The organism is Actinoplanes sp. NPDC049598, from assembly GCF_040675435.1.
Taxonomy (GTDB): domain Bacteria; phylum Actinomycetota; class Actinomycetes; order Mycobacteriales; family Micromonosporaceae; genus Actinoplanes.
In genome coordinates this window covers 253,300-274,560 of sequence record NZ_JBFAOX010000004.1, presented here as the reverse complement: position 1 = coordinate 274,560, position 21,261 = coordinate 253,300, and the positions used below count along the sequence as shown (strand labels likewise).

Annotated in this window: 26 protein-coding genes; 17 read left to right on the top strand and 9 right to left on the bottom strand. The window is 68.9% G+C overall.

All coding sequences use genetic code 11. From position 1 onward, the window contains the following. Window positions 1–3: 3 nt before the first annotated feature. From AB0J66_RS12555 to AB0J66_RS12495, 13 genes are all read left to right on the top strand, one after another. A complete protein-coding gene (locus tag AB0J66_RS12555; protein WP_364659139.1) occupies window positions 4–600 on the top strand; it encodes a DUF4352 domain-containing protein in 597 nt (198 codons plus the stop codon). 200 nt (window positions 601–800) lie between these two features. Next, entirely contained in the window at window positions 801–1,160 is a 360-nt protein-coding gene (locus AB0J66_RS12550) for a hypothetical protein (protein ID WP_364659137.1), read from the top strand. Between the two features lie 9 nt (window positions 1,161–1,169). Then, on the top strand, window positions 1,170–1,577 hold the full coding sequence (locus AB0J66_RS12545; protein ID WP_364659135.1) for a hypothetical protein: 408 nt from the start codon (window positions 1,170–1,172) through the stop codon (window positions 1,575–1,577). A 32-nt stretch (window positions 1,578–1,609) separates the two neighbouring features. Then, window positions 1,610–2,077 carry a hypothetical protein gene (locus tag AB0J66_RS12540; protein ID WP_364659133.1) on the top strand — a complete coding sequence of 156 codons (468 nt, stop codon included), beginning with the start codon at window positions 1,610–1,612 and terminating at the stop codon, window positions 2,075–2,077. Window positions 2,078–2,200: 123 nt separating this feature from the next. Then, the gene (locus AB0J66_RS12535; protein ID WP_364659131.1) at window positions 2,201–7,288 is read left to right on the top strand and encodes an AAA domain-containing protein; all 5,088 of its coding nucleotides are present in this window, start codon (window positions 2,201–2,203) and stop codon (window positions 7,286–7,288) included. A gap of 16 nt (window positions 7,289–7,304) precedes the next feature. Continuing rightward, the gene (locus AB0J66_RS12530; RefSeq protein ID WP_364659129.1) at window positions 7,305–7,811 is read left to right on the top strand and encodes a hypothetical protein; all 507 of its coding nucleotides are present in this window, start codon (window positions 7,305–7,307) and stop codon (window positions 7,809–7,811) included. 101 nt (window positions 7,812–7,912) lie between these two features. Beyond that, on the top strand, window positions 7,913–8,830 hold the full coding sequence (locus tag AB0J66_RS12525) for an SEC-C metal-binding domain-containing protein (protein ID WP_364659127.1): 918 nt from the start codon (window positions 7,913–7,915) through the stop codon (window positions 8,828–8,830). 53 nt (window positions 8,831–8,883) lie between these two features. Next, window positions 8,884–9,189 (top strand): type VII secretion target, encoded by a 306-nt coding sequence (locus tag AB0J66_RS12520; protein ID WP_364659125.1) that lies wholly within the window; start codon window positions 8,884–8,886, stop codon window positions 9,187–9,189. Beyond that, window positions 9,186–9,515: a hypothetical protein gene (locus AB0J66_RS12515; RefSeq protein ID WP_364659123.1), complete on the top strand. Its 330-nt coding sequence runs from the start codon at window positions 9,186–9,188 to the stop codon at window positions 9,513–9,515. Before AB0J66_RS12520 ends, AB0J66_RS12515 begins: the two co-directional genes overlap by 4 nt. Further along, on the top strand, window positions 9,493–10,344 hold the full coding sequence (locus AB0J66_RS12510) for a hypothetical protein (RefSeq protein WP_364659121.1): 852 nt from the start codon (window positions 9,493–9,495) through the stop codon (window positions 10,342–10,344). The genes AB0J66_RS12515 and AB0J66_RS12510 overlap by 23 nt, the downstream gene beginning before the upstream one ends. Before the next feature lie 7 nt (window positions 10,345–10,351). Beyond that, window positions 10,352–10,696, top strand: a complete 345-nt coding sequence (locus AB0J66_RS12505; protein ID WP_364659119.1) for a hypothetical protein — start codon at window positions 10,352–10,354, stop codon at window positions 10,694–10,696. A gap of 56 nt (window positions 10,697–10,752) precedes the next feature. Beyond that, window positions 10,753–11,271, top strand: a complete 519-nt coding sequence (locus tag AB0J66_RS12500) for an RNA polymerase sigma factor (protein ID WP_364659117.1) — start codon at window positions 10,753–10,755, stop codon at window positions 11,269–11,271. Beyond that, a complete protein-coding gene (locus tag AB0J66_RS12495; RefSeq protein WP_364659116.1) occupies window positions 11,268–11,975 on the top strand; it encodes a hypothetical protein in 708 nt (235 codons plus the stop codon). The genes AB0J66_RS12500 and AB0J66_RS12495 overlap by 4 nt, the downstream gene beginning before the upstream one ends. Here the strand turns inward: AB0J66_RS12495 and AB0J66_RS12490 are convergent. From AB0J66_RS12490 to AB0J66_RS12460, 7 genes are read right to left on the bottom strand one after another with little or no spacing between them, the layout of a single operon-like run. Continuing rightward, window positions 11,887–13,062, bottom strand: coding sequence for an MFS transporter (locus tag AB0J66_RS12490; protein ID WP_364659474.1), 1,176 nt, complete (start codon window positions 13,060–13,062; stop codon window positions 11,887–11,889). The genes AB0J66_RS12495 and AB0J66_RS12490 overlap by 89 nt on opposite strands. A gap of 32 nt (window positions 13,063–13,094) precedes the next feature. Then, the gene (gene pdxY, locus AB0J66_RS12485) at window positions 13,095–13,946 is read right to left on the bottom strand and encodes a pyridoxal kinase PdxY (protein ID WP_364659114.1); all 852 of its coding nucleotides are present in this window, start codon (window positions 13,944–13,946) and stop codon (window positions 13,095–13,097) included. 37 nt (window positions 13,947–13,983) lie between these two features. Then, on the bottom strand, window positions 13,984–14,310 hold the full coding sequence (locus AB0J66_RS12480) for a hypothetical protein (RefSeq protein WP_364659112.1): 327 nt from the start codon (window positions 14,308–14,310) through the stop codon (window positions 13,984–13,986). Further along, window positions 14,300–15,466: a WXG100 family type VII secretion target gene (locus AB0J66_RS12475; protein ID WP_364659110.1), complete on the bottom strand. Its 1,167-nt coding sequence runs from the start codon at window positions 15,464–15,466 to the stop codon at window positions 14,300–14,302. Before AB0J66_RS12475 ends, AB0J66_RS12480 begins: the two co-directional genes overlap by 11 nt. Then, window positions 15,463–15,771, bottom strand: coding sequence for a type VII secretion target (locus AB0J66_RS12470; protein WP_364659109.1), 309 nt, complete (start codon window positions 15,769–15,771; stop codon window positions 15,463–15,465). Before AB0J66_RS12470 ends, AB0J66_RS12475 begins: the two co-directional genes overlap by 4 nt. Further along, complete coding sequence (locus AB0J66_RS12465; RefSeq protein WP_364659108.1) at window positions 15,768–16,172, bottom strand: YbaB/EbfC family nucleoid-associated protein; 405 nt, start codon at window positions 16,170–16,172, stop codon at window positions 15,768–15,770. Before AB0J66_RS12465 ends, AB0J66_RS12470 begins: the two co-directional genes overlap by 4 nt. Window positions 16,173–16,226: 54 nt before the next feature. Beyond that, entirely contained in the window at window positions 16,227–17,357 is a 1,131-nt protein-coding gene (locus AB0J66_RS12460) for a GAF domain-containing protein (RefSeq protein ID WP_364659106.1), read from the bottom strand. 59 nt (window positions 17,358–17,416) lie between these two features. Between AB0J66_RS12460 and AB0J66_RS12455 the strand changes: the two genes are divergently transcribed. Continuing rightward, window positions 17,417–17,809: a hypothetical protein gene (locus AB0J66_RS12455; protein ID WP_364659104.1), complete on the top strand. Its 393-nt coding sequence runs from the start codon at window positions 17,417–17,419 to the stop codon at window positions 17,807–17,809. Here the strand turns inward: AB0J66_RS12455 and AB0J66_RS12450 are convergent. Beyond that, the gene (locus AB0J66_RS12450) at window positions 17,757–18,203 is read right to left on the bottom strand and encodes a MarR family winged helix-turn-helix transcriptional regulator (protein WP_364659102.1); all 447 of its coding nucleotides are present in this window, start codon (window positions 18,201–18,203) and stop codon (window positions 17,757–17,759) included. The genes AB0J66_RS12455 and AB0J66_RS12450 overlap by 53 nt on opposite strands. Before the next feature lie 71 nt (window positions 18,204–18,274). On the opposite strand from AB0J66_RS12450, the gene AB0J66_RS12445 reads away from it, so the two are divergent. Genes AB0J66_RS12445 through AB0J66_RS12435 form a run of 3 tightly spaced genes read left to right on the top strand, consistent with a single transcriptional unit; the run spans window position 18,275 to window position 20,497 of the window. Next, entirely contained in the window at window positions 18,275–19,021 is a 747-nt protein-coding gene (locus AB0J66_RS12445; RefSeq protein WP_364659100.1) for an SDR family oxidoreductase, read from the top strand. A 31-nt stretch (window positions 19,022–19,052) separates the two neighbouring features. Further along, the gene (locus AB0J66_RS12440) at window positions 19,053–20,210 is read left to right on the top strand and encodes a GGDEF domain-containing protein (protein ID WP_364659098.1); all 1,158 of its coding nucleotides are present in this window, start codon (window positions 19,053–19,055) and stop codon (window positions 20,208–20,210) included. Continuing rightward, entirely contained in the window at window positions 20,189–20,497 is a 309-nt protein-coding gene (locus tag AB0J66_RS12435; protein WP_364659097.1) for a GGDEF domain-containing protein, read from the top strand. The genes AB0J66_RS12440 and AB0J66_RS12435 overlap by 22 nt, the downstream gene beginning before the upstream one ends. Before the next feature lie 229 nt (window positions 20,498–20,726). Here AB0J66_RS12435 and AB0J66_RS12430 read toward each other — a convergent pair whose 3' ends face one another. Then, on the bottom strand, window positions 20,727–21,257 hold the full coding sequence (locus tag AB0J66_RS12430) for a hypothetical protein (RefSeq protein ID WP_364659096.1): 531 nt from the start codon (window positions 21,255–21,257) through the stop codon (window positions 20,727–20,729). Between the last annotated feature and the right edge of the window lie 4 nt (window positions 21,258–21,261).

The following is a 21,261-nucleotide window of genomic DNA, read 5'->3' as shown; positions in this document are numbered from 1 at the left end:
TCCATGTCCTCTTTGCAGCAGCCCCGCTCGGCTACGCGCCGTACCTGGTCGTGGATCGCCGGCGGGTCCGCGGTCCTGATGCTTCTGGCCTGCGGCGTCAGCGCGGGCGACGACAGCACCGGCGCGGCCGAGGAGACGACCACTGCAGCGCCGGCAGCCGAAAAGACCGGCGCGAAGAAGGCCGAGACCAAGAAGGACAGCGCGCCGGGGCTGAACCAGCCGGCCAAGGACGGCGACTTTCAGTTCACCGTGACCGGTGTGAAGTGCGGCGTGGCCAAGGTCGGCAACCAGTACCTGAACGAGAAGGCGCAGGGTCAGTTCTGCCTGGTCAGCCTTCAAATCAAGAACATCGGCAAGGAGGCGCAGACGATGGTCGACTCCGTGCAGAAGGCCTACGACGCCAAGGGGACCGAGTTCTCCGTGGACTCCGGCGCCGCGATCTACGCCAACGAGGATCAGCAGGTCTTCTTCGAGGAGATCAATCCCGGTAACACGGTCAAGGGCAAGCTCGTCTTCGACATCCCCCAGGGCACCAAGCTGACCCGCCTCGAGCTGCACGACTCACTGTTCTCCGGCGGGGTCAAGGTGGCCCTCCGATGACGCGCAGACTCGCTCTAGGCGGCGCCGCAGCTGCGGCGATCCTCGTCCTCGGCGGCGTGGCGATCGGAACGGCAATCGCTGAGCCGGACTCGCCTGTAGCCGCGCAACCGGCCCCCGCAACGACCGCACCTACCACAAGCGCGCCGACCACAACGCCCACGGCAGCCCCGACGACGGCCCCGCCCATCACCACGAAGCCGGTGGCGACGAAACCGCCGCCGTTCAAGAAGCTCACCGCACGGCAATGGAAGACGGTCGCCAAGTCGCCCGACGACCACATCGGCGAGCGGTATGTGGTCTACGGCGTCGTGACCCAGTTCGATGCGGCGACCGGGGAGGACGCCTTCCGGGCGAACGCCGATGGTGTCCGTCATGCCGAGTCCTACGACTACGACACCAACACGCTCTTCTCCGGTGATGCGACCACGTTGAAAAGCTTGGTCGAGGACGACCAGTTCCGGGCCAAGGTGACCGTCCTGGGCTCGTACTCGTACGACACCCAGATGGGCGGCAACACGACGGCGCCGCAGCTCATCGTCGAATCGATCGAAATTCTTTAGGAACCGGTGATGAGACTCGAACGTCGAGACCTGGACCTTTACGTCGTCGCGGAGTGGGAGGACGGGCAGGAAGCCGCCGGCCCGCGGCGGCTCGCCATCGAGGTGGCCGACGGCATCACCTCCGGGACGATGCGTCGCGCCACCCACCACCTCGGTGACATGACCGACGAATACAACAGGACTCCGACTGTCGGCGCCTACGCGACCATGGTCAGCCGCTACGTCGAGGACCGGGTCGCCGCACTGCCCGACGACGGGGACGACTACCACCGCGGGCTGCTCGACATCCACGCCGATCTCGTCGGCCGCGGCTACGACGAGCCCGAGAAGGCGCTCGCGCGTGCAATGCGCGTACCGCAAGAGACCGTGCGGGCCTGCTTGCAGGTCGCGCGGCAGCAGCTCAGCCCCGGCGCGTAATCGCGCCCTTGAATTTAAGAGACTTCCTCACCATGATCAACACTCGTAAGCTCGTCTACGGCCACGCTGAACTGCACGACTGCCTCGCCTTCGCCGACGGCGAGACCGCGGCCGAGGAAGCGCGGGAGATCGTCGCGATCGCCTCCGCGCGGACTTGGGGTGAGGCGCGCGCTGTCGAGAGCCGGCACATTTGGAACCCTGCGGCCCCCGAGTTCGACGACGAACACGACGACGATGCCCCGTTCAAGATCAATGACCTGGGTACGGTCATCGAAGGCAACTGGCCGCCCATGGTGACGGCCCGGGCGCTCAGGCTGGTGCCCAAGGACCTGCGGGAACAGTTCGGCCACCTCATGGACACCGTGCACAACGGGGACTACCTGGAAGTTCCGCTCACCGCCGAGGCTGGGCTCGTCGCGGCCCTACGGGACCGCGGCTACGAGGTTGTACGCGACGACAAGCTCATCAATACGCTCGACGGACAGACGTTCCGCAGCTGACTTCTCGCGCTGCGACGCTCCGCCATACGGCTCTGACATCAGCTACGAACGACCGGCACCGACTGTCGCGGTTGCGCTCTAGGTTCGGATCAGCGTGCCCTCATCGCACCGAAAGGACCCACTTTGACCGCCGTCCCCGCGAGCCACCTCGATCGTGCAGTGCGCCTTTTCGAGTTCCTGGCCCAGGTGCAGCAGTCGGCCATCTCGACGCCGCGAACGTACGACCGATACTGGCAGCTCGCCTGGGCGCACGGCATGCCCCGGCACCGTGCCGTGCATTTCGCTCATTGGGACGGGACGCCGGAGCCGGGTGACGAGATCGGCCACATCGATCGCATCGATCGGATGCTTCCGCCGGAACCCAACGAGGTCCTGACTCTCTGGCTGACCGGCGAGCTGGACGACCCGGACGTCGTGCCGGAGCTTCTTACGGAGATTCCTGATCTGGACGGCGAAGAGGGGCCAGACGAAAAGGAGCTCCTCGAGGACCACCCCGAGGTGACGAGCGCCTATAACGCCTGGCTGCCGAAGTGGACCGCGTGGGCCGAGCGGGAGCGGATCGAGCGACCGGTCAGGGACGCGTACGGCCTGTTCTTCGAGATGCATGCCCAAGCAGATCTCAACCCGGAAGAGCTGGAACTGGTGCTGGCGGTGGGGTGCCTGGCGTGGACGCCGGAGGGCCACGCTCCGGTGCGCCGGCATCTGATCACCACGCCGGTCAGCATCGACCTGGATCCGATCAGCGGCAGCTTGCGGATCACCGCGGTCGAGGCGCCCGACCCTGTGCGGCTGGAACTCGACATGCTCGATTCGCACTTGACGAACTCACGGCACATCACCGCCGTACGGGAAGAGGCACGCGACTACGACGCGCACCCGCTCGACCGAGCCGCCGTCGGCGAGCTTCTGCAGCGCGTCTCGCACAGCCTTGATCCAGACGCCGTGTACGAGGACGCGGAGCAGCCCGCTCGGGGAACGCCGACCACGGCCGTCGTCGCCCTGGCCCCAGCCATCGTCCTGCGCAATCGCGACCGGTTCGGGCTGGTCCGGCTGCTGGAACGAATCCGGCAGCAGCTGATCGACACTGGCGTCGTGCCCAACGGCGTCCTGCCGCTCGTGGACCCCGACTACCGGCCACCGGTGGAGACCGATCCGACGCCCGGCGCGCTGGTCACCGTGGACGATGACATCTACCTGCCCCTTCCGGTCAACGAGAAGCAGCTTGAAGTCCTTAAGCGGGTAGGTCGGAACGCGCAAACCCTGGTGCAGGGTCCGCCGGGCACGGGCAAGACTCATACGGCTGCCGCGTTGCTCAGCCACTTGCTGGCCCAGGGCAAGCGCGTGCTGGTGACGGCACAGACCGATCGGGCGCTCAAGGAGGTGCGGGCCAAGCTTCCCGAGGCGATCCGGTCTTTGTCCGTCGCGGTGGTCGGCGCATCGAGGGAGGACATGGCGGACCTCAAGGTCGCCGTCAACACGATCTCCCAGCGAGCCATCGACTTCGATGCCGACGAATCGCGCGACGCGATCGACGGTCACCTCGAGGCCATCGACCGCCTGCGACGGCAGCGAGCCGCACTGCACAAGCGTCTCGTGGACGTGCGTTCGGCCGAGGTGGCCCAGCACGATCTCGGCGCCTACCGGGGAACCATCGCGGCGATCGCGACGGCGCATCAGGAGGTCGAGCCTCGGTTCGGATGGCTACGGCCACTGACCGACCGCGGAAGTCGGCCACCGGTGGCCATGGCCGAGGTGGTCGAGTGGCTGAGTTTGTTGCGCGATGACACCATCCGCGCGGACGAGGAAGCGGCCCGCGACGTCCTGGGTGATCCTCGGGCGTTGGTCGCGCCAGCCGAGTTCGCCGCAGCGGTGGCCGAAGAGCAGGATGCCGATGCGGGACTGCGGACACATGCGGCGCAACTCGGGCATCCCGCTTTCGGCGCGGTCCGCGCTCTGCCACCGGAGGAGCGGGCGCGACTGCAGCAGGATTTGCATCGGCTGGCGGACACCGCCGACGAACTCGCCGGCCGGCGCGAGGCCTGGATGTCAGAGGCGATCGCGGATGTGGTCTCCGGCCGCGGCCGGATCTGGCAGGAACGGGCCGCGCAGCTGCAACAGCTCATCGGCCAGGCCCATCCCCACGTCCAGCGGCTGGGCTACACCGACGTAACCGCACCGGAAACCGAGCTGGCGGCGCTCATCTCCGTAGCTCAGCACCTGCATCAGCACCTCGCCAACGGAGCGAAAATCAAGGTCGCGCCGGACGGCACGCCGCAAGTCTCCATGCTGGCCGCGAAGCCGGTGAAGGCGGCCAAGGACCTGTTCGCCCGTGTTCGCGTTGACGGCCGCCCACCCGCCACGACCGACGCGGCCGAGCGGTTCCTGGCCTGGACCGAGGCGAACCGCCTGCTGACGAATCTCGATCGCGCCTGGCCCGCCACCGTGGCCATTCCGGCCGAGGACACGCCGCAGGAGCGGCTTACCTGGCACGCCACCGAGCTGGCGGTGCTTCAGCGGGTCCTCGGCCTTGGCGCAGCCTTGGCCGAGCAGGACCAGCGGCTCGCTCAGCTGCGCCTGCCCCGGACGCAGTGGGGAGACCTCCACGCCGTACGCGCCTATGCGGCCCTGGCCGACTCGGCCGCGGCCCAGGATCGACTCGCGGTCGCCCGCTCGCGAGTTGATGCCACGGCGGCGGGTGTCGCTCCCCTGCTGCATGATCCGGCGGCCTCGCCCACGTTGGGCGTTCTCGCCGGGGCGGTCGCGGACCGCGACGTGACCGCGTACACCCAAGCGGTGCGCCGCCTGATCCGCTTGGAAGAGGTAGGTGCCGCTATCGGCCGGCGGGACGAGCTCGGCACCCGGCTGCGGCTCGTCACCCCGCGACTGCATGATGCTGTGTCGGGTGATCCCTCCGACCCGGCCTGGGACCGTCGGTTCGCCGGATGGGACGGGGCTTGGGCCTGGACGGCGGCGGATGACTGGTTGGCCGACCGGCAGGTCGCGGACCTGAACCTGCTCCAGGCGGAAGTCACGGAGACGGAGAACGCCATCCGCCGCCACGTGGAAGAACTCGCCGCCGAGCGCGCCTGGCGGCACGCCGCCTCCCCCGATCGCATCAGCGGCTCCGCCCGGGCCAACCTTCAGCAGTACGGCCAGCTGGTTCGCCGCCTCGGCAAGGGCACCGGGAAGTACGCCGTTCAGCGGCGCGCCGAGATTCGCCAGGCCATGGACCGCTGCCGCTCCTCCGTACCGGTCTGGATCATGCCGATCTACCGGATCGCCGAGCAGCTGCAGGTCGAGCCGAATATGTTCGACGTCGTGGTTGTCGACGAGGCCTCACAGGCCAGCCTCGCCGCGACGTTCCTGCAGTATCTCGCCCCGAAGATCGTGGTGATCGGCGACGACAAGCAGGTGTCCCCGTCGGCCGTCGGTGTCGACCAGCAGCATCTGCGCAACCTGGCCGCGCAGTACCTGCACGACGACCCGTACCGGGCCTCCTGGCTGGACCCGACGCGCAGCCTGTTCGACGAGGCGAAGATGCGATTCAGCGGCCTCATCCCGCTGGTCGAGCACCGGCGCTGCGTACCGGAGATCATCAACTTCTCCAATCGGATCGCGTACGAGCCGGAGAACATCCGCCTCATTCCGGTGCGCCAGTACGGCGCCGACCGCCTCGAGCCGATCAAGCCGGTGCTGGTCGAGGACGGGTACGTCCGCGGCACGACGTACAAGACGAATCCCCCGGAAGCCGAGGCGATCGCCGACCAGATCGAGGCCTGCATCGCTGACCCGCGCTACGACGGCCTGACCTTCGGCGTCATCTCCCTGCAAGGGACGCACCAGGCCAAGCTCATCGAACGCCTTCTGCTGCAACGACTCGACCCGGCCGAATGGGAACGGCGCGAGTTGCGCTGCGGCGACTCGGCCGACTTCCAGGGCTCGGAACGCGACGTGACGTTCCTGAGCATGGTGGCCGCGGCCGAGCCGGGAGTGCGGTTGGGATCGGCCACGGCGGACATGTACGTGCAGCGGTACAACGTCGCGGCGTCCCGGGCCAAGGACCAGATGTGGGTCTTCCACTCGATCCGCGTCAGCGACGTGAGCAATCCCGCGGACATGCGGCATCAGCTGCTTGACTACTGCTACGGGGTGGCAGCGCGCCCAGAGACGTACGGAGGCACGGTGGTGCCGACGGCAGTGCCGGAGAATGAGCGTGTCGAGCCCTTCGATTCACTGTTCGAGCAGCGGGTCTTCAACCGGTTGACCGGGCGCGGACACACCGTGGTTCCGCAGTATCCGGCGCTCGGATACTCCATCGACCTGGTCGTCGTCGGGCCGCACAGCCGGCTCGCCGTCGAATGCGACGGGGACACCTGGCACGGCCCGGACCGATACGAGGCCGACATGGCACGCCAGCGCGAGCTCGAACGGTGCGGCTGGCAATTCTTCCGAATCGCCCAGTCGGCCTTCACCGTCGACGAGTCGTCGGTGCTGCAGGATCTGTGGGCGGCGTTGGAACGCCGCGGGATCCGCCCGTCCGACTGGTCAGAGGCCGGGGATGTCGTGCACGAAGCGGAGACGCCCGCATCGGCTGAACCGCTGCTGCCCACCGAAGCGCCCACGATGATTCCGCCCGTCACGGCACCCGTGCCTTTCGTTCGGGAAGCTCAGCAGTTCGAAGCCGCGATCACGACGGAAGCAGGTCTCAAGCCGTACGAGGTGTATCACGGCTCAACGCCTCGCCCAACGGAACCCGCGTCGGCCGACATGCGTGAAGCCCTGGTGGCCATCGTCGAAGCCGAAGGGCCAGTATTGGGTACGCGGCTGCAAACGGCCTACGTCCGCGCCTCCGGCGGCCAGCGTGTCACCCGGCTTTCGGCCAGCGCCGTCAACAAGATCATTAGCTCTGCCGTCCGTCGCGGTCTGCTCGTCGAAGACAACCCCCTCGGTGAGAGCGGCATTCAGCCGAAGACGTATCGGCTGCCCCATCAACCCGACACGCTGACGCGCGAACTGGGCCCGCGCACCCTCGACGAGGTTCCGCCCACGGAGCTGGCGTTGGTGATGGCGAGGCATGCCGAAACGCTTGGCTGGCATGACGAGCCCGCCGTCTACCGGGCAACGCTTCAGACGTACGGCCGGAAGGCCTTGACCGAGGTTGCAGCAGCCCGCCTGGCCAAGGTCGCCCCCTTGGCCAGAACGATTACGTGATGATCGGAGTGTCGATATGAGCTTGAACGACGAAGAAGAAGTCAAGAAAGCGCTTGATATCGATTCTTGGCGCAATCTCTCCAAAGAAAAGGTGATGAGATTCGCGGCCATGATGCCCGATATGAGCAACGAAGTGCGCATGAAGATCATCGAGCAGTTTCCCAATTTCAAGGAGCTTGCTCTCGGCACGCTAAGCACGCTCAAGGGCGCCCACGAATCAACGCTCGGATCAAATACACAAAATCAAGAAAACATCCACAACGCCTACCAAGACATCAGGAACGCTCTCAAGGAAGAACTCAAGCGGGATGACTTGAGCGCGGAGGATCGCCGGATCATCCATGACAAATTGATGGAGACTGGCCAGAGGGAATCCGAGAAAGACACCGAGAACAAGAGATTCCTGGACGGCCAACTCAACAAGGTGCTGGCTGGGGCCGGTGCCGCTATCGCCGCCGGTCTGGTGTTCGTGGGCGCGAAAGTAGCTATCGAGCATGGGATCGCCGGCAAAGACTCCGCATAGTAGGAGCGCCGCTGATCGACAACCTGCTTTTCGATCTGCGTCACCCGGCTGGGCGACCACGGAGCCCAGCCGCTGCCCGGCGACCACTAGCATCCTGCGCCATGGTGCGTGCCGGTGTTCAACGGGCGGAAGCGATCGAAGCCGACGCCGTCGACTTCCCCGAGGAGCGTGAGGAGATCCTGCTCGAAGCGGCTGATGCCTGGCAGCGCGCCGGGCATCCGGACCGTGCCCGCGCCCTGCTGGAGACCCTGATTGAGGGCGGCGGCGAGTACGGCTGCGACGCCCGCGTACAGCTCGCCGATCTGCTCCTGGAAACCGGTGAAGCCGATGCCGCCTACGCCCAGCTGAAGACCATGGCGAAGGACCCAGCGCTGCGCGACCGGCAGTGCGAGCTCGCCGCCGAGCTGCTGGCCACCCACGGCGACCTGGACCAGGCGGCCCGCTGGTACGACCGGGCCGCTGCCCGCCTGACCGACGAGCAGCTCGACGCGCTCCGCCGCGGCGACGAGTGGATCGCAATCGGCACCACCATCATGCTGCGCAACCGCCAACAGCTGCGCCAGCAGCTCGGCCGCCAGCCCGACATGCTGGACAGCCTCGTGCCGGACCTCCCGGACCCGGAGCAGCCCACCACGTCCGAAGAACTGCTCGACTCCGGCTTCGTCCCCCGCCAAGTCCGGATGCTGACCTTCCAACGCGATCAACGCCGCCTGGCCCAGCAGCGTTGGCCTGGCGAGTACGAGCAGCCGGAGGACGAGTACTACGCAGCCGCGGAACACAACTGGCGACAGGTCCGCGACAGCGGCGTCGGCTCGATCACCGTCGTCGCCGCCGTGGTCGACGATCTCGCCGCCTTCGCCGAGAAGCACGGCGTATCACCCACCGATTCGTCGATCAAGCAGCGCTACTGCCACACCGTGCCGGAGGACCTGACCATCGCCTGGCCACCGGAGCGCAACGCTCCGTGCTGGTGTGGCTCCACCCGCAAGTACAAGAAGTGCTGCAGCCGCCCCCGATAGCTGAAAGTAATTGACCCGTCTCGTTAGCGTGGTCGGCACGGGGAGGTTCCTCCATGTCTGATCAATTGAGCGTGCGGCACACGGAGTTGGCCACGCATGCCAGCCATGTCGAGGCGGTCGCAGACGGGGTGGCGACCGCAGCCGGGGCCGGGCGTGCGGTTCGCGCCGGCGACGGGGCGTACGGGCAGCTCTGTGTCATGGTCCCGGCGATGCTGAACGCGCTGCAGGACATCCTGGTCGACGGCCTGGACCGATGCGCCGAGTCTCTGCACGACACCGGTGCCAAGCTACGCACCACCGCCACTGAGTACGAAGCCTCGGACACCTCCAGCGCCGCGTTGTTGGAAAGCGCCGGATGACCGGCAACGCGTTGGTCTCCGGCCCGATCGAGCAACCGAAATCGGCCTGGGCCGGGGTGTGGTTGGCTGAGGACATCGAGCTCATCGCGCGCGGAGTGCAGAACCAGAGCTGGGTCGACGGCACGCTGGGTGGCGTCGGCGCTGGACTTGACGGGCTGGCTCTGGTGTCCGATCCGGTGGGCGCACTTCTGCAATATGGCATCGCGTGGCTGATCGAACATGTGAAGCCGCTCTCCGAGGCTCTCGACTGGCTGGCCGGTGATCCAGGCGCGATCGCCGGTCACGCCCAGACCTGGCGCAAACGTGGCCGAAAGCCTCCAAGGTGAGTCGGATGAGCTGGCCCGCGCGGTTCGGTTCGATGTCTCGGAGTGGCAGGGCGCGGCCTCCGACGCGTACCGGATCTGGGCCGACCAGCGCGACCAGTCACTGCAGGCGCTGGCCAAGGCCTCCAGCACGATGGCGCTGATCACCGAGGGCGCCGGCTTACTCATCGCCACCGTACGCATGATGGTGCGGGACGCTGTCGCTACGGTCGTCTCACGCCTGATCGTGTACGCGGCCGAGCTGATCGCTTCGCTCGGTACGGCCACGCCGGTAGTGGTCGAGCAGGTGACCACGTTGTGCGCGGCGTGGGCCGCGAAGATCGCCCGCTGGCTCAAGGATCTGATCTCCAGCCTGCGCAACCTCAGCACAGAGACGCGCAAGCTCGGCGGGATCATCCAAGACCTGATCGGCAAATTGCGCGGCACGCAAGGGCTGGAACGAGGTCTTTTCCGCGAAGGCGACGGAATCGTCCGCAACGGCAAGAAGATCCTCATGAGCCGGGACAACGTGCTGGCCCTCGCGCACAAGTACGGCATCGACATGGAGGGCGTGACCTTCAATATCGACAAGCTCCGTCGCGGTGAGGGCCCGGGCCGGGAGTTCTACGGTGTGACAATGCCGGATGGCTCGATCAAGCTGGTGCGAGACGCGTTCATGAACGAGGAACAGCTGGCTCGCACGCTCGCGCACGAGCGTTTCCACCTCGACGAGCTACGGAACGGCCTGCCGTTCCCATGGGCGGACGACGCACGCGACGCTTACGAGGCGCGCGCTTACGCCTATGAGGAACGCTGGTGGCAGGAGAACAAACACCTGCTCGAAGGGGAATGACGTCGACATGCCCGAGATGACTGCGGCGGAACGCCGCTGGGAATCGTGGTACCAGGCAACGATGAAGATGTTCGCCGTCGCTCCCCAGCCGATCGACGTGCCGTGCCCGGAGGGCGACAGCGGCCACCTGCACCTCACATTCTTCGGCCTTCCCGGAAGCCGCACCGGCTCGGTAAAAGCCTGGTGCGACCGAGGCCCCCACGGCATCTGGCTGGGGCGAGTAGGCCTTCCGGCGGGCGTCGAGGTGCACCCGTTCGGCAGCCGGCCCGGAGGAACGCCCGAGATCGAGCTGATCCCGGAGGCCTGGTACACGCCGGACATCGATGATGAGGACGACGACCTCGTGCCCTGAGAAGTACCGCGACGATTAGGGTGTGACGCTCGGCCCGCTGGCGACAGGTGAAGGGTGTGGACCAAGACGACGCCGCGGAGGAGCGCTTCCGCTCCTTACATGCGGCCTCCTACACCGATCTGCTCCGCTTCGTAAAACGGCGGATACCGGACGACGACGCTGATGACGTCGTATCGGCGACCTATCTGATCGCCTGGCAGCGGTTCAGGGAGCTACCAGACGACGTACGGCCGTGGCTATTCGGCATTGCCCGCAATCTTCTCGCCAATCAGGCGCGGAAGCGACTGCGGCGCAGCGCGGTAGACGTTCGCATGGTCGCCACCGCCGAAGCCGACCGCTCACCCGGCATCGACGCGCGGGTCGATCTCGTCCGGGCCTGGTGGGCGGTAAGCGCCGCCGACCGCGAGGTGCTGGCGCTGGTCGCCTTCGACGAGCTCACCGATGTACAGGCCGCCGCCGTGCTGGGCTGCCGTCCGGCCACCTTCCGCATGCGGCTCAACCGGGCACGGAAACGCCTGCGCGCCGCGATGGGCCCGACCCTCCCGACCGCTGTCGAATCCTGGAGCAGAACATGATCACCGACCTGGACCAGTTGCGGTCCCTCGATCCGGCCCGCGACTACGAGCCCACCCCCGAGCGGCGCGCCCGGGCCACAGCGGCCCTCGACCAAATGTTCCACCGGCCGCGGCCCGCTGGCCGGCGGCTCGCTTTCGGCGCGGCGGCGCTTGCTGCGGCGGCGGCCGTTGCGTTTGCGGCCGTGCAACTCATGCCGACCGGGCACGGCAACCGGGCGTACGCCTCCTGGACCCCCACTCCGCGAGCCGCCGCCGGCGCCGAGGTCCTCCCGCAGGCCCTCCAGTGCGCAGCCGGCTGGACCGACTGGAAGACCCCGCCCACCGCCGCCGATGTCGTCCTGGCCGAGAAGCGCGGCGACACCTCGCTGCTGCTGATCAGCAAGGACGGCACCGACCTGACCTCCTGCCTGATCCTCGACCCGGCTCAGGGCCCGGCCGGCGCCGAACTGCTCGACCGGTCCGCCCCGCCGCCCGCCGCCGACCAGGTCAGCACCCAGACGATGAGCGCGACCGAGGGCACGCACGGCTGGTATTCGGCGGTGGTCGGCCGGGCCGGCGCCGACGTCACGCGGGTCGAGATCAAGCTGCCCGATGGCACCGTCGTCCGGGCGACGGTCAAGAACGGCTGGTGGGCGGCCTGGTGGCCTGGTCACGAGGGTGGGGAGGCCGATGCCGTACGCGTCGTGACGCACGCCAAGGGTTAGCGTCGACGATCAACACGCTCAGCGCCCCCACGACGAGCACTCCCCCGATCAGCGCGAGCGGCCGTGCCCCCGCCCCCGGGAGCACGGCCCCGCCGAGCAGCGACCCGCCCGCGATCCCCACGTTGAACGCCGTGCCCAGCCACGCCGACGCCATGTCGGTGCTGCCCGGCGCCACCTGCAACATCCGGTGCTGGGCCGCGGGCGCATAGGCCGAATACCCACCGCCGGCGGCCGCGATCAGCGCCACCGCGGCCACCGTCACCGTCCCCAGCGGATACAGCGCGAGCAGCGCGACCGCCACCACCGCGGCCGGCGCCAGCCGGGCCACCACCGGTCGCCGGTCGAGCTGGCGCCCCACCAGAACCGTGCCGATCACCCCGACCGACCCGGAGACGAACAGCAGCGGCGCCAGCGCCGTCGACGGCACGCCGGTGACATCGAGCAGGAACGGCGTGACGTACGTGGTGAAGGTCAGATACCCGCAGACGGCGAGGGCCGTGGCCGCCACCAGCCGTTGGAAGGCGGCCCGGTCCGGCGCGCTGCCCCGGGCTGCCCCGCCGGACTCGGGCGGATACGACGGCACCAGCGCGATGACGGCCACCGCGATCGCCAAGCCGATCACCGCGACCACCGCGAACGCGGACCGCCACCCCGCCTGCTGCCCGAGCCACGTGCCGGCGGGCACCCCGAGCACCGGCGCCAGCGCCGCCCCGACCGAGAACACCGCCACCACCCGCCCGCGGGATGCCGGCGGGAACGGATCGTTGACGGCGGCCGCCGCGATCGACCAGAACAGCGCCTGGGCCAGCCCGATGAGCAGCCGCGCCCCGGCCAGCACCCCGAACGTCGGCGCGAGCGCGGCGACCAGGTTGGCCCCCGCGAACACCGCGAGGGTCACCCCGAGCAGCGTGCGCCGCGGGATCCGGCGGGTGATCCGGGTCAGCGGCACCGAGCAGACCACGACCACCACCGCGTACCAGCTGACCAGCTGACCCACCTGTGAGCGGGACCGTCCCAGGTCGTCCGCCATCAGGGTGAGCAGCCCGATCGGCAGCAGCTCGGTCGTCACGAACGCGAACGCCGCCAGCGACAGAACGACGACGGCGGCCCACGCCCGCCTCAGCGAACCTGCTTCGCGTCGAACTGCATCCGCGGCGCCGCGTAGAACTCCTGCGCCTCCACCAGCTGCAACTCCCGCTGGCCGGACTTGTAGGTCGTCTCGATCAGGTCAAAGACGCTTGAGGCCGTACGCTCCAGAGCGACCCGCGCATCCTTGGTGGCCACATAATGCGCGGTGAAGAGGGCGGCCGTGACGTCCCCGGACCCGTTGGCCTTGAACGGCAGATGCGGCGTGGTGACGATCCAGGCCCCCGAGTCGTCCACGACGAGCATCTCGATCGTGCCCTCGGCCCGGTCCGGCCGCTCCACGCTGGTGACCAGCACCGTCGACGGCCCCATGCCCCGCGCCAGGTCGGCCGAGGCCAGCGTCGACTCGATGGTGTCCGGCTCGGTCCCGGTCAGGAACCCCAACTCGAACTGGTTGGGCGTGATGATGTCGGCCACCGGCACCACCCGGTCCCGCAGCAGCACGGGAATCTCCGGCGCCACGAAACACCCCGACTTGGCGTTACCCATGACCGGGTCACACGCGTACACCGCCGCCGGGTTGGCGGCCTTCACCCGCCGTACAGCGTCGACGATGACGTCCCCGATCCCGACGCCACCCTGATACCCGGAGAGCACCGCGTCGATCTGCGGAAAGACCCCGCGTTCCTCGACCCCGAGCAGCACCTCAGCCACATCCGCGGGCGAAATGAGCGGCCCGCGCCACGCCCCGTACCCCGTGTGGTTGGAGAAGTTGACCGTAAGAACCGGCACCACCTCCACCCCGATGCGCTGCAGCGGAAAAACCGCCGCCGAATTCCCGACATGCCCGTAGGCCACCGCCGACTGGATGGACAGAACCTTCATTACCCCAGCCTAGAGACCTGTCCGGGTGGCCATGTCGTCAGCCCGCGAGCGTCTGGCGTCGCCCCGTGCGAATGTCGTGGTACTCGACCTGGAACCGGCCGGCGACCTCGGCCGCAAGGCGCTGCGCCAGCCTGAGACCACGCTCGGCGAAATCCTCCTCGGCCGCCGCATCGGGAAAGCCGGAGGAGGCAGGGTCGTCGAGGACGAGGGTGGCGTCGTACTCGTCGCCCCAGGCGTTCAGCTCATCGGCCAGCTCTTTGGAGATCGGCAGCTTCTCGGGGTCGACGTTGTACTCGCCGGTGCCCGGACGCCACGTCGGGTAGGACTGGTAGTCCGGCATCACCCGGATCACGTCAGTGGCCAACTGGATTCGCTCCCACGATGAAGCCGTTGTTTCCGACTGTGACGGCCACCTTATAAGGCCGGCCTTCGAAGATAAACTCGTAGATCGGCCGGCCGGTGCCCTTGCCCTGATGTCCGATCACGTTCCCGGTGGTCACTGCGTCGAAGACGAATTGGCCGACCTTGTCGCGGGGAACGCCGATGTCGGCGAACTGGTCGGCGTGGTCCATGACGTGCTGGAGCCCGGCCTTGGCATTGCCGCTCTCGAGGAAGACGATTTTCCCGTCGAGGTCTTTACCGATCAGGATCACCTTCTCGGGGTCATGCTTGACGCCGGCGTCGGCCAGCTCCTCGAGAAGCTCGTCACGGGACGGACCGCCCGACTTGTGGACCGGATCCTTGCCACCCTTTCCCGGCTTGTTGCCCAGCTTGCCCAGGATGGACTTGATCTTCTCGATCAACTCCGCGATCTTGCTCGCTGCGCCGCGGAGCCGGCTGAGGCTGGCCACCAGGTCCTTGAGCCACCTGGCGATCCTCGCGGCCCAGGAGGCGCAGAGCGTCGACACCTGCTCGATGACCAAGGGCGTCGCCAGGCCCAGCGACGCGACCTCCTCGGCCGCGTAGACGATCAGCCGGGAAACGAGCGTCGCGATGCCGTCCCGCACCAACATGCGTACACCCGCCACCAGAATGCCCGCAGCTTCGGTGATGGACGCAAGGGTCTCGGCCGCATTGGCCAACGCATCCACGGCCGCCTTCTGCTGGCCGGTCCAGGTGCGGTAGGCGTCCGCCGCCGCGCCAGTCCACTCGGTCGTGTCCCACCGCACGGCACGATCCAGGTCGGCCGCCCGATCGTGCAAAGCCCCGGCCACGTTGGTCCAGGTCTGCGCATGAGCCTTGATCTGGCCCGGATCACCCGCAAGCCAGTCGAGCGCCTCCCGTAAAGGCTCGACGTGCTCGATGATCCACGCGACACCGTACTGAAGGAGCGATCCGATCGGATCGGAGACGAGGGCGAGCGCATCAAGGCCCGCCGACACGCCTCCGAGCGTGCCCTCGATCCAGCTGCCGTCCTTGACACCCCGGTAGATGCTGCGAATGTCCTCGGCGATCCACACCCCGGCCCACGGGTCGGCCGAGGAGCCCGCCGTGGCGACGAGCGGATTGCCCGTGCTCACCGCGTATTTTCCATGCGGTCGGCGGCGTTGCCGTCGGCGGCGTCGTAATCGGCCGCCGTCGAGCGCAGCGCGTCAGCGGTGTCGCGCGCGGCGTTCACCGCGCCGCCGATGCCGTCGATCAGGCTTGTCTGCAGTCCATCCAGCAGCGCTGGAACGAACTGGCAGAGCTGACCGTAGGCGCCCGCGCCGACGCGCACTGCTTCGCCGGCGTGCTTGGCGGTGGCCAATCCGTCGCCGATTCCGTCCACCTCGCGGGCGTGCATGACGAGGTCTGACGAGCGGACCTGGATCTGGCCTCCGCTCACCGCGCGGCCGGCCCTTCCGGCGGTGTGCCGGCCAGGCCGAGCCGGTCGTTCAGCGACTTCATCATCGCCTGCCCGGTGGCGCTGTCGAGCCCGACCGTCTCCGCTGTGACCTGGGCGAAGTCCCGTGCCAGAGACGCCTTGGCGGCGGCGATGGCAGCCAGGATCTGCCGAGCGGTGGTGGCGGCGGGCTGGCGCTGAATCTCATCGTCGAGCCTGAGGTCGGTGATCTGGCCACCCGATCCCACGGTGACCTCGATGATCCCGTCTGCCTCCCGAGCGGTGGCCGACAGCCCGGACGTTCGCTCGGACAGCGTCCGCGCCCGCGCGGCGCGCTCCTCGAAGCCCTGCTGCCATTGCTCGATCCGCTCCAGCGCAAGCCCATCGATCAGCTCATCACTCACCAGCTCACCATAGAGACGGACGTCAACGTCACTGGCACACCGACCGGGGAAGGGTCAGCGGTTGACGTACGCGGCGAGCCCGCCCAGCTCCTCGCTCGCGATGAACACCGAGCGCACGTTGATGATGGCCTCCTCGACATGGTCGGGGCAGCCCCAAGCCGAATCACCCCAGGAATCGGCGATCTTCAGCTCGGCCGAGGCGGCGCAGCCCTGCGGCCCGCCCAGCTGGCAGTGCTCCGGATGAGGGGCGGCCGCCTGAGCCGCCGCGGCGGCGCGCATCTGCGTGGCCAGTGCGGCGGCGGCGGTGGCGCGCTCCTCGGCGGCCCGGACCGCCTTGGCCAGCTCGTCATTTGCGGCCTTGGCCCGCGCCTCGGCCGCCAACCGGGCCTGCTCGGTGTGGTGGCGCTCGATGGCCAGGGCCGCCGTCCCCGCGAAGACCCGGGCCAGGGCCAAATCGGCGTCCTGCGGGACGCGTGGGGTGCGGTGGTACATGGCGAAGGTGCCGAGGAGGCTGCCGTCGCGGGCCAGGATGGGGGTGGACCAGCAGGCGGCCACGCCGGCGCGGGTGGCCAGGTCGCGGAAGTCGTCCCAGAACGGGTCGAGCATGATGTCGGTGACGATGACCGGTTCGCGGCGGTGGGCGGCCGTGCCGCAGGAGCCGACGCCCTCGCCGGTGGCGATGCCGTCGATGGCCTCGTTGTAGAAGGCGGGCAGGCTGGGGGTGGCGCCGTGGCGCAGGTGCCGGCCGTCGGGGTCGGCCAGCAGCACGGAGACGAGGACCTCGTGGGCCGCCAGCTCCTCGATGCTGCGGGCCATGCCGTCGAGCACCTCGGCCAGCGGCGCCTGGCGGGCGATCTGCTCCAGCAGGGCGCGATGCTCGGCCATCAGCCGTTGCGCCTGCTTGATCTGGGTGGTCTCCACGCCGATCAGGTAGACGCCGGTGGCGTCGCCGCGCCGCTCGCAGATCAGGTCGAAGGACGCGTCGCCGATCTCCAGGTCGCGCACGGTGACGGTCCGGCCGGTGCGGTACGCCTCGTCGAGCTGGGCGAGCGGCAGCTGCTCGCCGATGGTGGCCGAGAACGCCGGGTTCGCGGTCTCCACCTCGTGGGCCGGCCCGGACAGCGAGGCGAAGACGACGGTCGCCTGCCCGAACAGCGCCCGCTGGTCCTCGTTCGTCTCGATCACGGGTACTTGTCTACCAGCAAATGTTCAACTACGCCCGAGTGGGGCCGATCGACCCGCATATGAGAAGCGACGGGCACCGCCACGCCTTGGAGCGGGTTGCGTTGTGGGCCCGGGCAGCCGTGATGATCCTGGTCGGGGTCGTCGTCGCCGGCACGCCGGAGGACATCCGCTGGACGACTGGCTGGCAGCCGGCGTTGTGGCAGGTGGCGGTGCTCGCGCTCATGTCGGCCGCGACCCGGCACAAGCTGACCGGCGTGCTGATCGCGTGGACGGTGGCGGCGTCCGCCCTGGTCACCGGCGTCGTCCTGGGCCCGGCGGGCGACGGTTCCCGTTTCGCCGACCTTCTGCGGACCGCGGACCGGCGTATGTATCACCACAAGCACGACAAGACCGGCCGGCTCAGGCCGGCTGGGCCGGGTGACTGGCGAGGACCTTATCCAGCAGCGATCTGAGCTGCTCCCGCTCGCCGTCGTCGAGGGCGGCGAGCAACTCGTCCTGAACGTCGAGGGCGAGCGCGTCCAGCTCGCGCAGGCGCCGCAGCCCGGACTCGGTGGCCGCGACGATGTTGCGGCGGCGGTCGGCCGGGTCGGCCCGCCGCTCGATGTGCCCGTGCTGATCGAGGCGGGTGACGATGCCGTTGACGTTGTTGCGGTCGAGCCCGAGCCGGCGGCCGAGCTCGGCCTGGCTGAGCTCGCCGTACTCCTGGAGGGCGGCCAGCACGGCGAAGTCGGAGCGGGCCTCGAGCGGCATTCGGGCGGCAGTGAAGCGGGCGCCCAGCGTCGAGACGCGGCCCGTCTGCCAGCTGGCCAGGCGGCGCAGCAGGGCCGGCGCTCCAGGGTCGGTCATAGGCCGATCCTACCGATCGTTGGTCAGACCAACGTTCGGTGATACGTTGGTCTGACCAACGAAGGAGCGACATGACCGATCACATGACTCGACGAGTCCTCATCCCCGGCGGCAGCGGCGCGGTGGGCGAAGGCGCGGTGCGCGCCAATCTGGCGGCTGGAGCCGACGTCGTCGTGCCGACCCGGACGGCGCAGCGGGCGGACGAGGTCCGCCGGGTGCTCGGTGACGCGGCGACCGACCGGTTGCACCTGTTCGAGCACGACTATTCGACGTTCGACGGCGCCGAGAAGCTTGCCGCGACGATGCAGGACCGGCTCGGTGGCATCGACGACGTGGTGGCGCCCATCGGCGGCTGGTGGGCCGGCAAGCGGCTGTGGGAGATCGACGAGACCGACTGGGGCAACGCCTTCACCGGGCTCGCCACCACCCACATGGCCGTCGCCCGGGCGGTCCTGCCGCGGCTGAGCGGCCACGGCGCGTACGCGGTCGTCGTGGGTGAGTCCTCGGCCCATCCCGTGCCCGGCAGCGGGCTCGTCAGCATGGAGCAGGCCGCCGTCCTCATGATGCGCAAGGTTCTGGCCGCCGAGGCCGGCGCCGCGCAGCGTGTCCATGCCCTGGTGCTCGGGCCGGTCCGGACCCGCCTGGCCACCGGGAACCCGTCCTGGGTGAGCGCCGATCAGGTCGGCGCCGTGGCCGTCGCCCTGGCGACCACGCCGGCCGCGGCGAGCCGTGAGGTCCTGCTGCGCACCGGGGTGGAGGCCGAGCAGGTCCTGGCCGGGCTGGCGCGCAGGTATCGGGCACGAGGTGGAAACCGCTGAAGATCGGGGGTGGCGGGCCGATAGGGAACGCATGAGACGTGTCCCGGCTCCGGCGGTGCCGCTGTTCGCCGCGCTCGCCGGCTCGGTGTCCGTGTTCGCCCCGGGCACCGGGGCCGCTCACGACGCGTACCTCCTGGGCTTTGGTGTTGTGGTCCTGAGCGCCTGGCTGGGGCTGCGGAGGATCACCGGGCCCAGCAAGGGTGCGTACCGGCTGGTGGCGGTCGCGCTGACGGTCTGGCTGACCGGCGACGTCCTGTACGACCTGCTGGACCGGTTCGCCGGGCCGCCCGGCGACGTCTCCCCGTCCGACCTGCTCTGGCTCAGCGGCTATCCGCTGCTCATGGCGGCCATGGTCAAGCTGGTCCGGCTGCGGGCGCCGGGCAAGCTGCGCGACGGCATCCTCGACGCGGCCGCCATGACGACGGTCGTGGCCTGGCTGTTCTGGCAGTTCCTGATCCTGCCCGCGGTCGAGACCCAGCAGGTCTCGCTGGGCATGGTCGTCGGCGCGCTCTACCCGTTCGGCGACGTCATGTTCTTCGCCGGCACCGCGATCCTCGTCCTCGCCCCCGGCTCGACCCGCGGCTCGGCCCGCTACCTGGTCTCGGCGCTGACGCTGACCGTGATCGGCGACGTCAGCATCTCGCTGCTGCCGGTCCTGTTCGAGAACCTGTCCCGCTCCGGGCAGGCCGACCGGTTCGACGGCCTGCTCCTGCTGGCCAACAGCCTGCTCGCGGCGGCCGTCGTGCACCAGGACGCGGCCAAGGTGGCCCAGCCGGACAGCGCGGCGGCGGCGCAACGGCTGCACCCGGCGCGCGTGGTGTTCCTCGGCATCGCCCTGGTGGTGCTGCCCACGGTGACCGGCCTGCACTCGTTCGGCACGACCGTCAGCCGGGTCTCGCTACTGGTCTCGATCGCCCTGCTGACCGGCTTCGTCCTGGTCCGCTTCGTGTTCGTGGTGCGCGAGCAGGAACGTATGAAGATCGCGCTGGCCCACCGCGCCGAACACGACCAGCTGACCGGGCTGGCCAACCGGGCCGCGGTGCACGCGCAACTGGAGCTCGAGCTGCTGCGTAAACCCGATTTCGGGCCGGTGGTCCTGTACATGGACCTCGACGGCTTCAAGCAGATCAACGACCGGTACGGGCATGCGGCCGCGACCTGGTCCTGGTGGAGTTCGCCCGCCGCCTGACCGCCTCGATCCGCCCGTCCGACACCGCCGGCCGGCTCGGCGGCGACGAGTTCGTCGTCCTGGCCACCGGCGTAGACGACGAGGCCGCCGCCCACCGGCTCGCCGCCAAGCTCCGCGCCCTGGCCGACGAGCCGATCAGCTGGAACGGCCGGACCCTGCCCTTCGGCGTCAGCGTGGGCCTGGCCGCCTGGAACCCGGTCGACCGCCCGACCGCGGACACCTTGTTCGCCACGGCCGACGCGGCCATGTACGCGGAGAAGACCGCCCACAAACAGGTCGCCGCCTGACGATCGGGGTCAGGAGCAGGGCGCGCGGTACGGAGTGACGACCACGTTCTGGTCGGAGCTGACGAAATGCTGGATCGGGCCGACGAGGTCGGACCCGCGGGTGCCGTCGACCTTGATCTGATGTCGGTCGCCGCTTGCGCGGCGGCGGGAAGACCGAAAACCGCTCCCGCCACCATCGTCACAGCGGCCAGGGCCTGGCCCACCACGAACGTCACCCCGCCTGTGCGAGTCAATCGATGCCGGGAGGCGCCGTCACGAAGCCGAGGTTCTGCGGCCCCCGGAAGGGGAACTCGACCCGCTCGTAGCGGACGTGGTTCTGCTCGTACCACTTGGTGATCGACTCGGCCAGGGCGTTGCGGCCGAGCCGCTGGTCGTCCCGCCAGAAATTGCAGCACGGGACGACGACGGTGGCTGTGCTCAGCGCCGAGTGGACGACCTCGCGCAACGCCTGGTCGGGGTGAAGACCGACAACGAGATCGTAGAAGGCGGCGTCCTGCGCCAGGTAGGGGACGGCGCGGGACTCGACACCCTTCAGCGTCCACCCGCGCGGGTCGACGACCTCCACCCGGTAGTTCAGTCGTTTGCGCAACTCCCGCGCCAGCATCCCCTGGCCGCCGGCCACGTCGGCCACGAACTCGACCGAGTTGCCGAACCGCTCGCCGATGAACTCGGCCAGCAAGGGAAACCGATCCGGGTCCCCGTGGAACCGGTGCCCGTTGGCCTTCGGTGGGTGCCGCCTCCCCTTGACCCGATCACCCACCGAC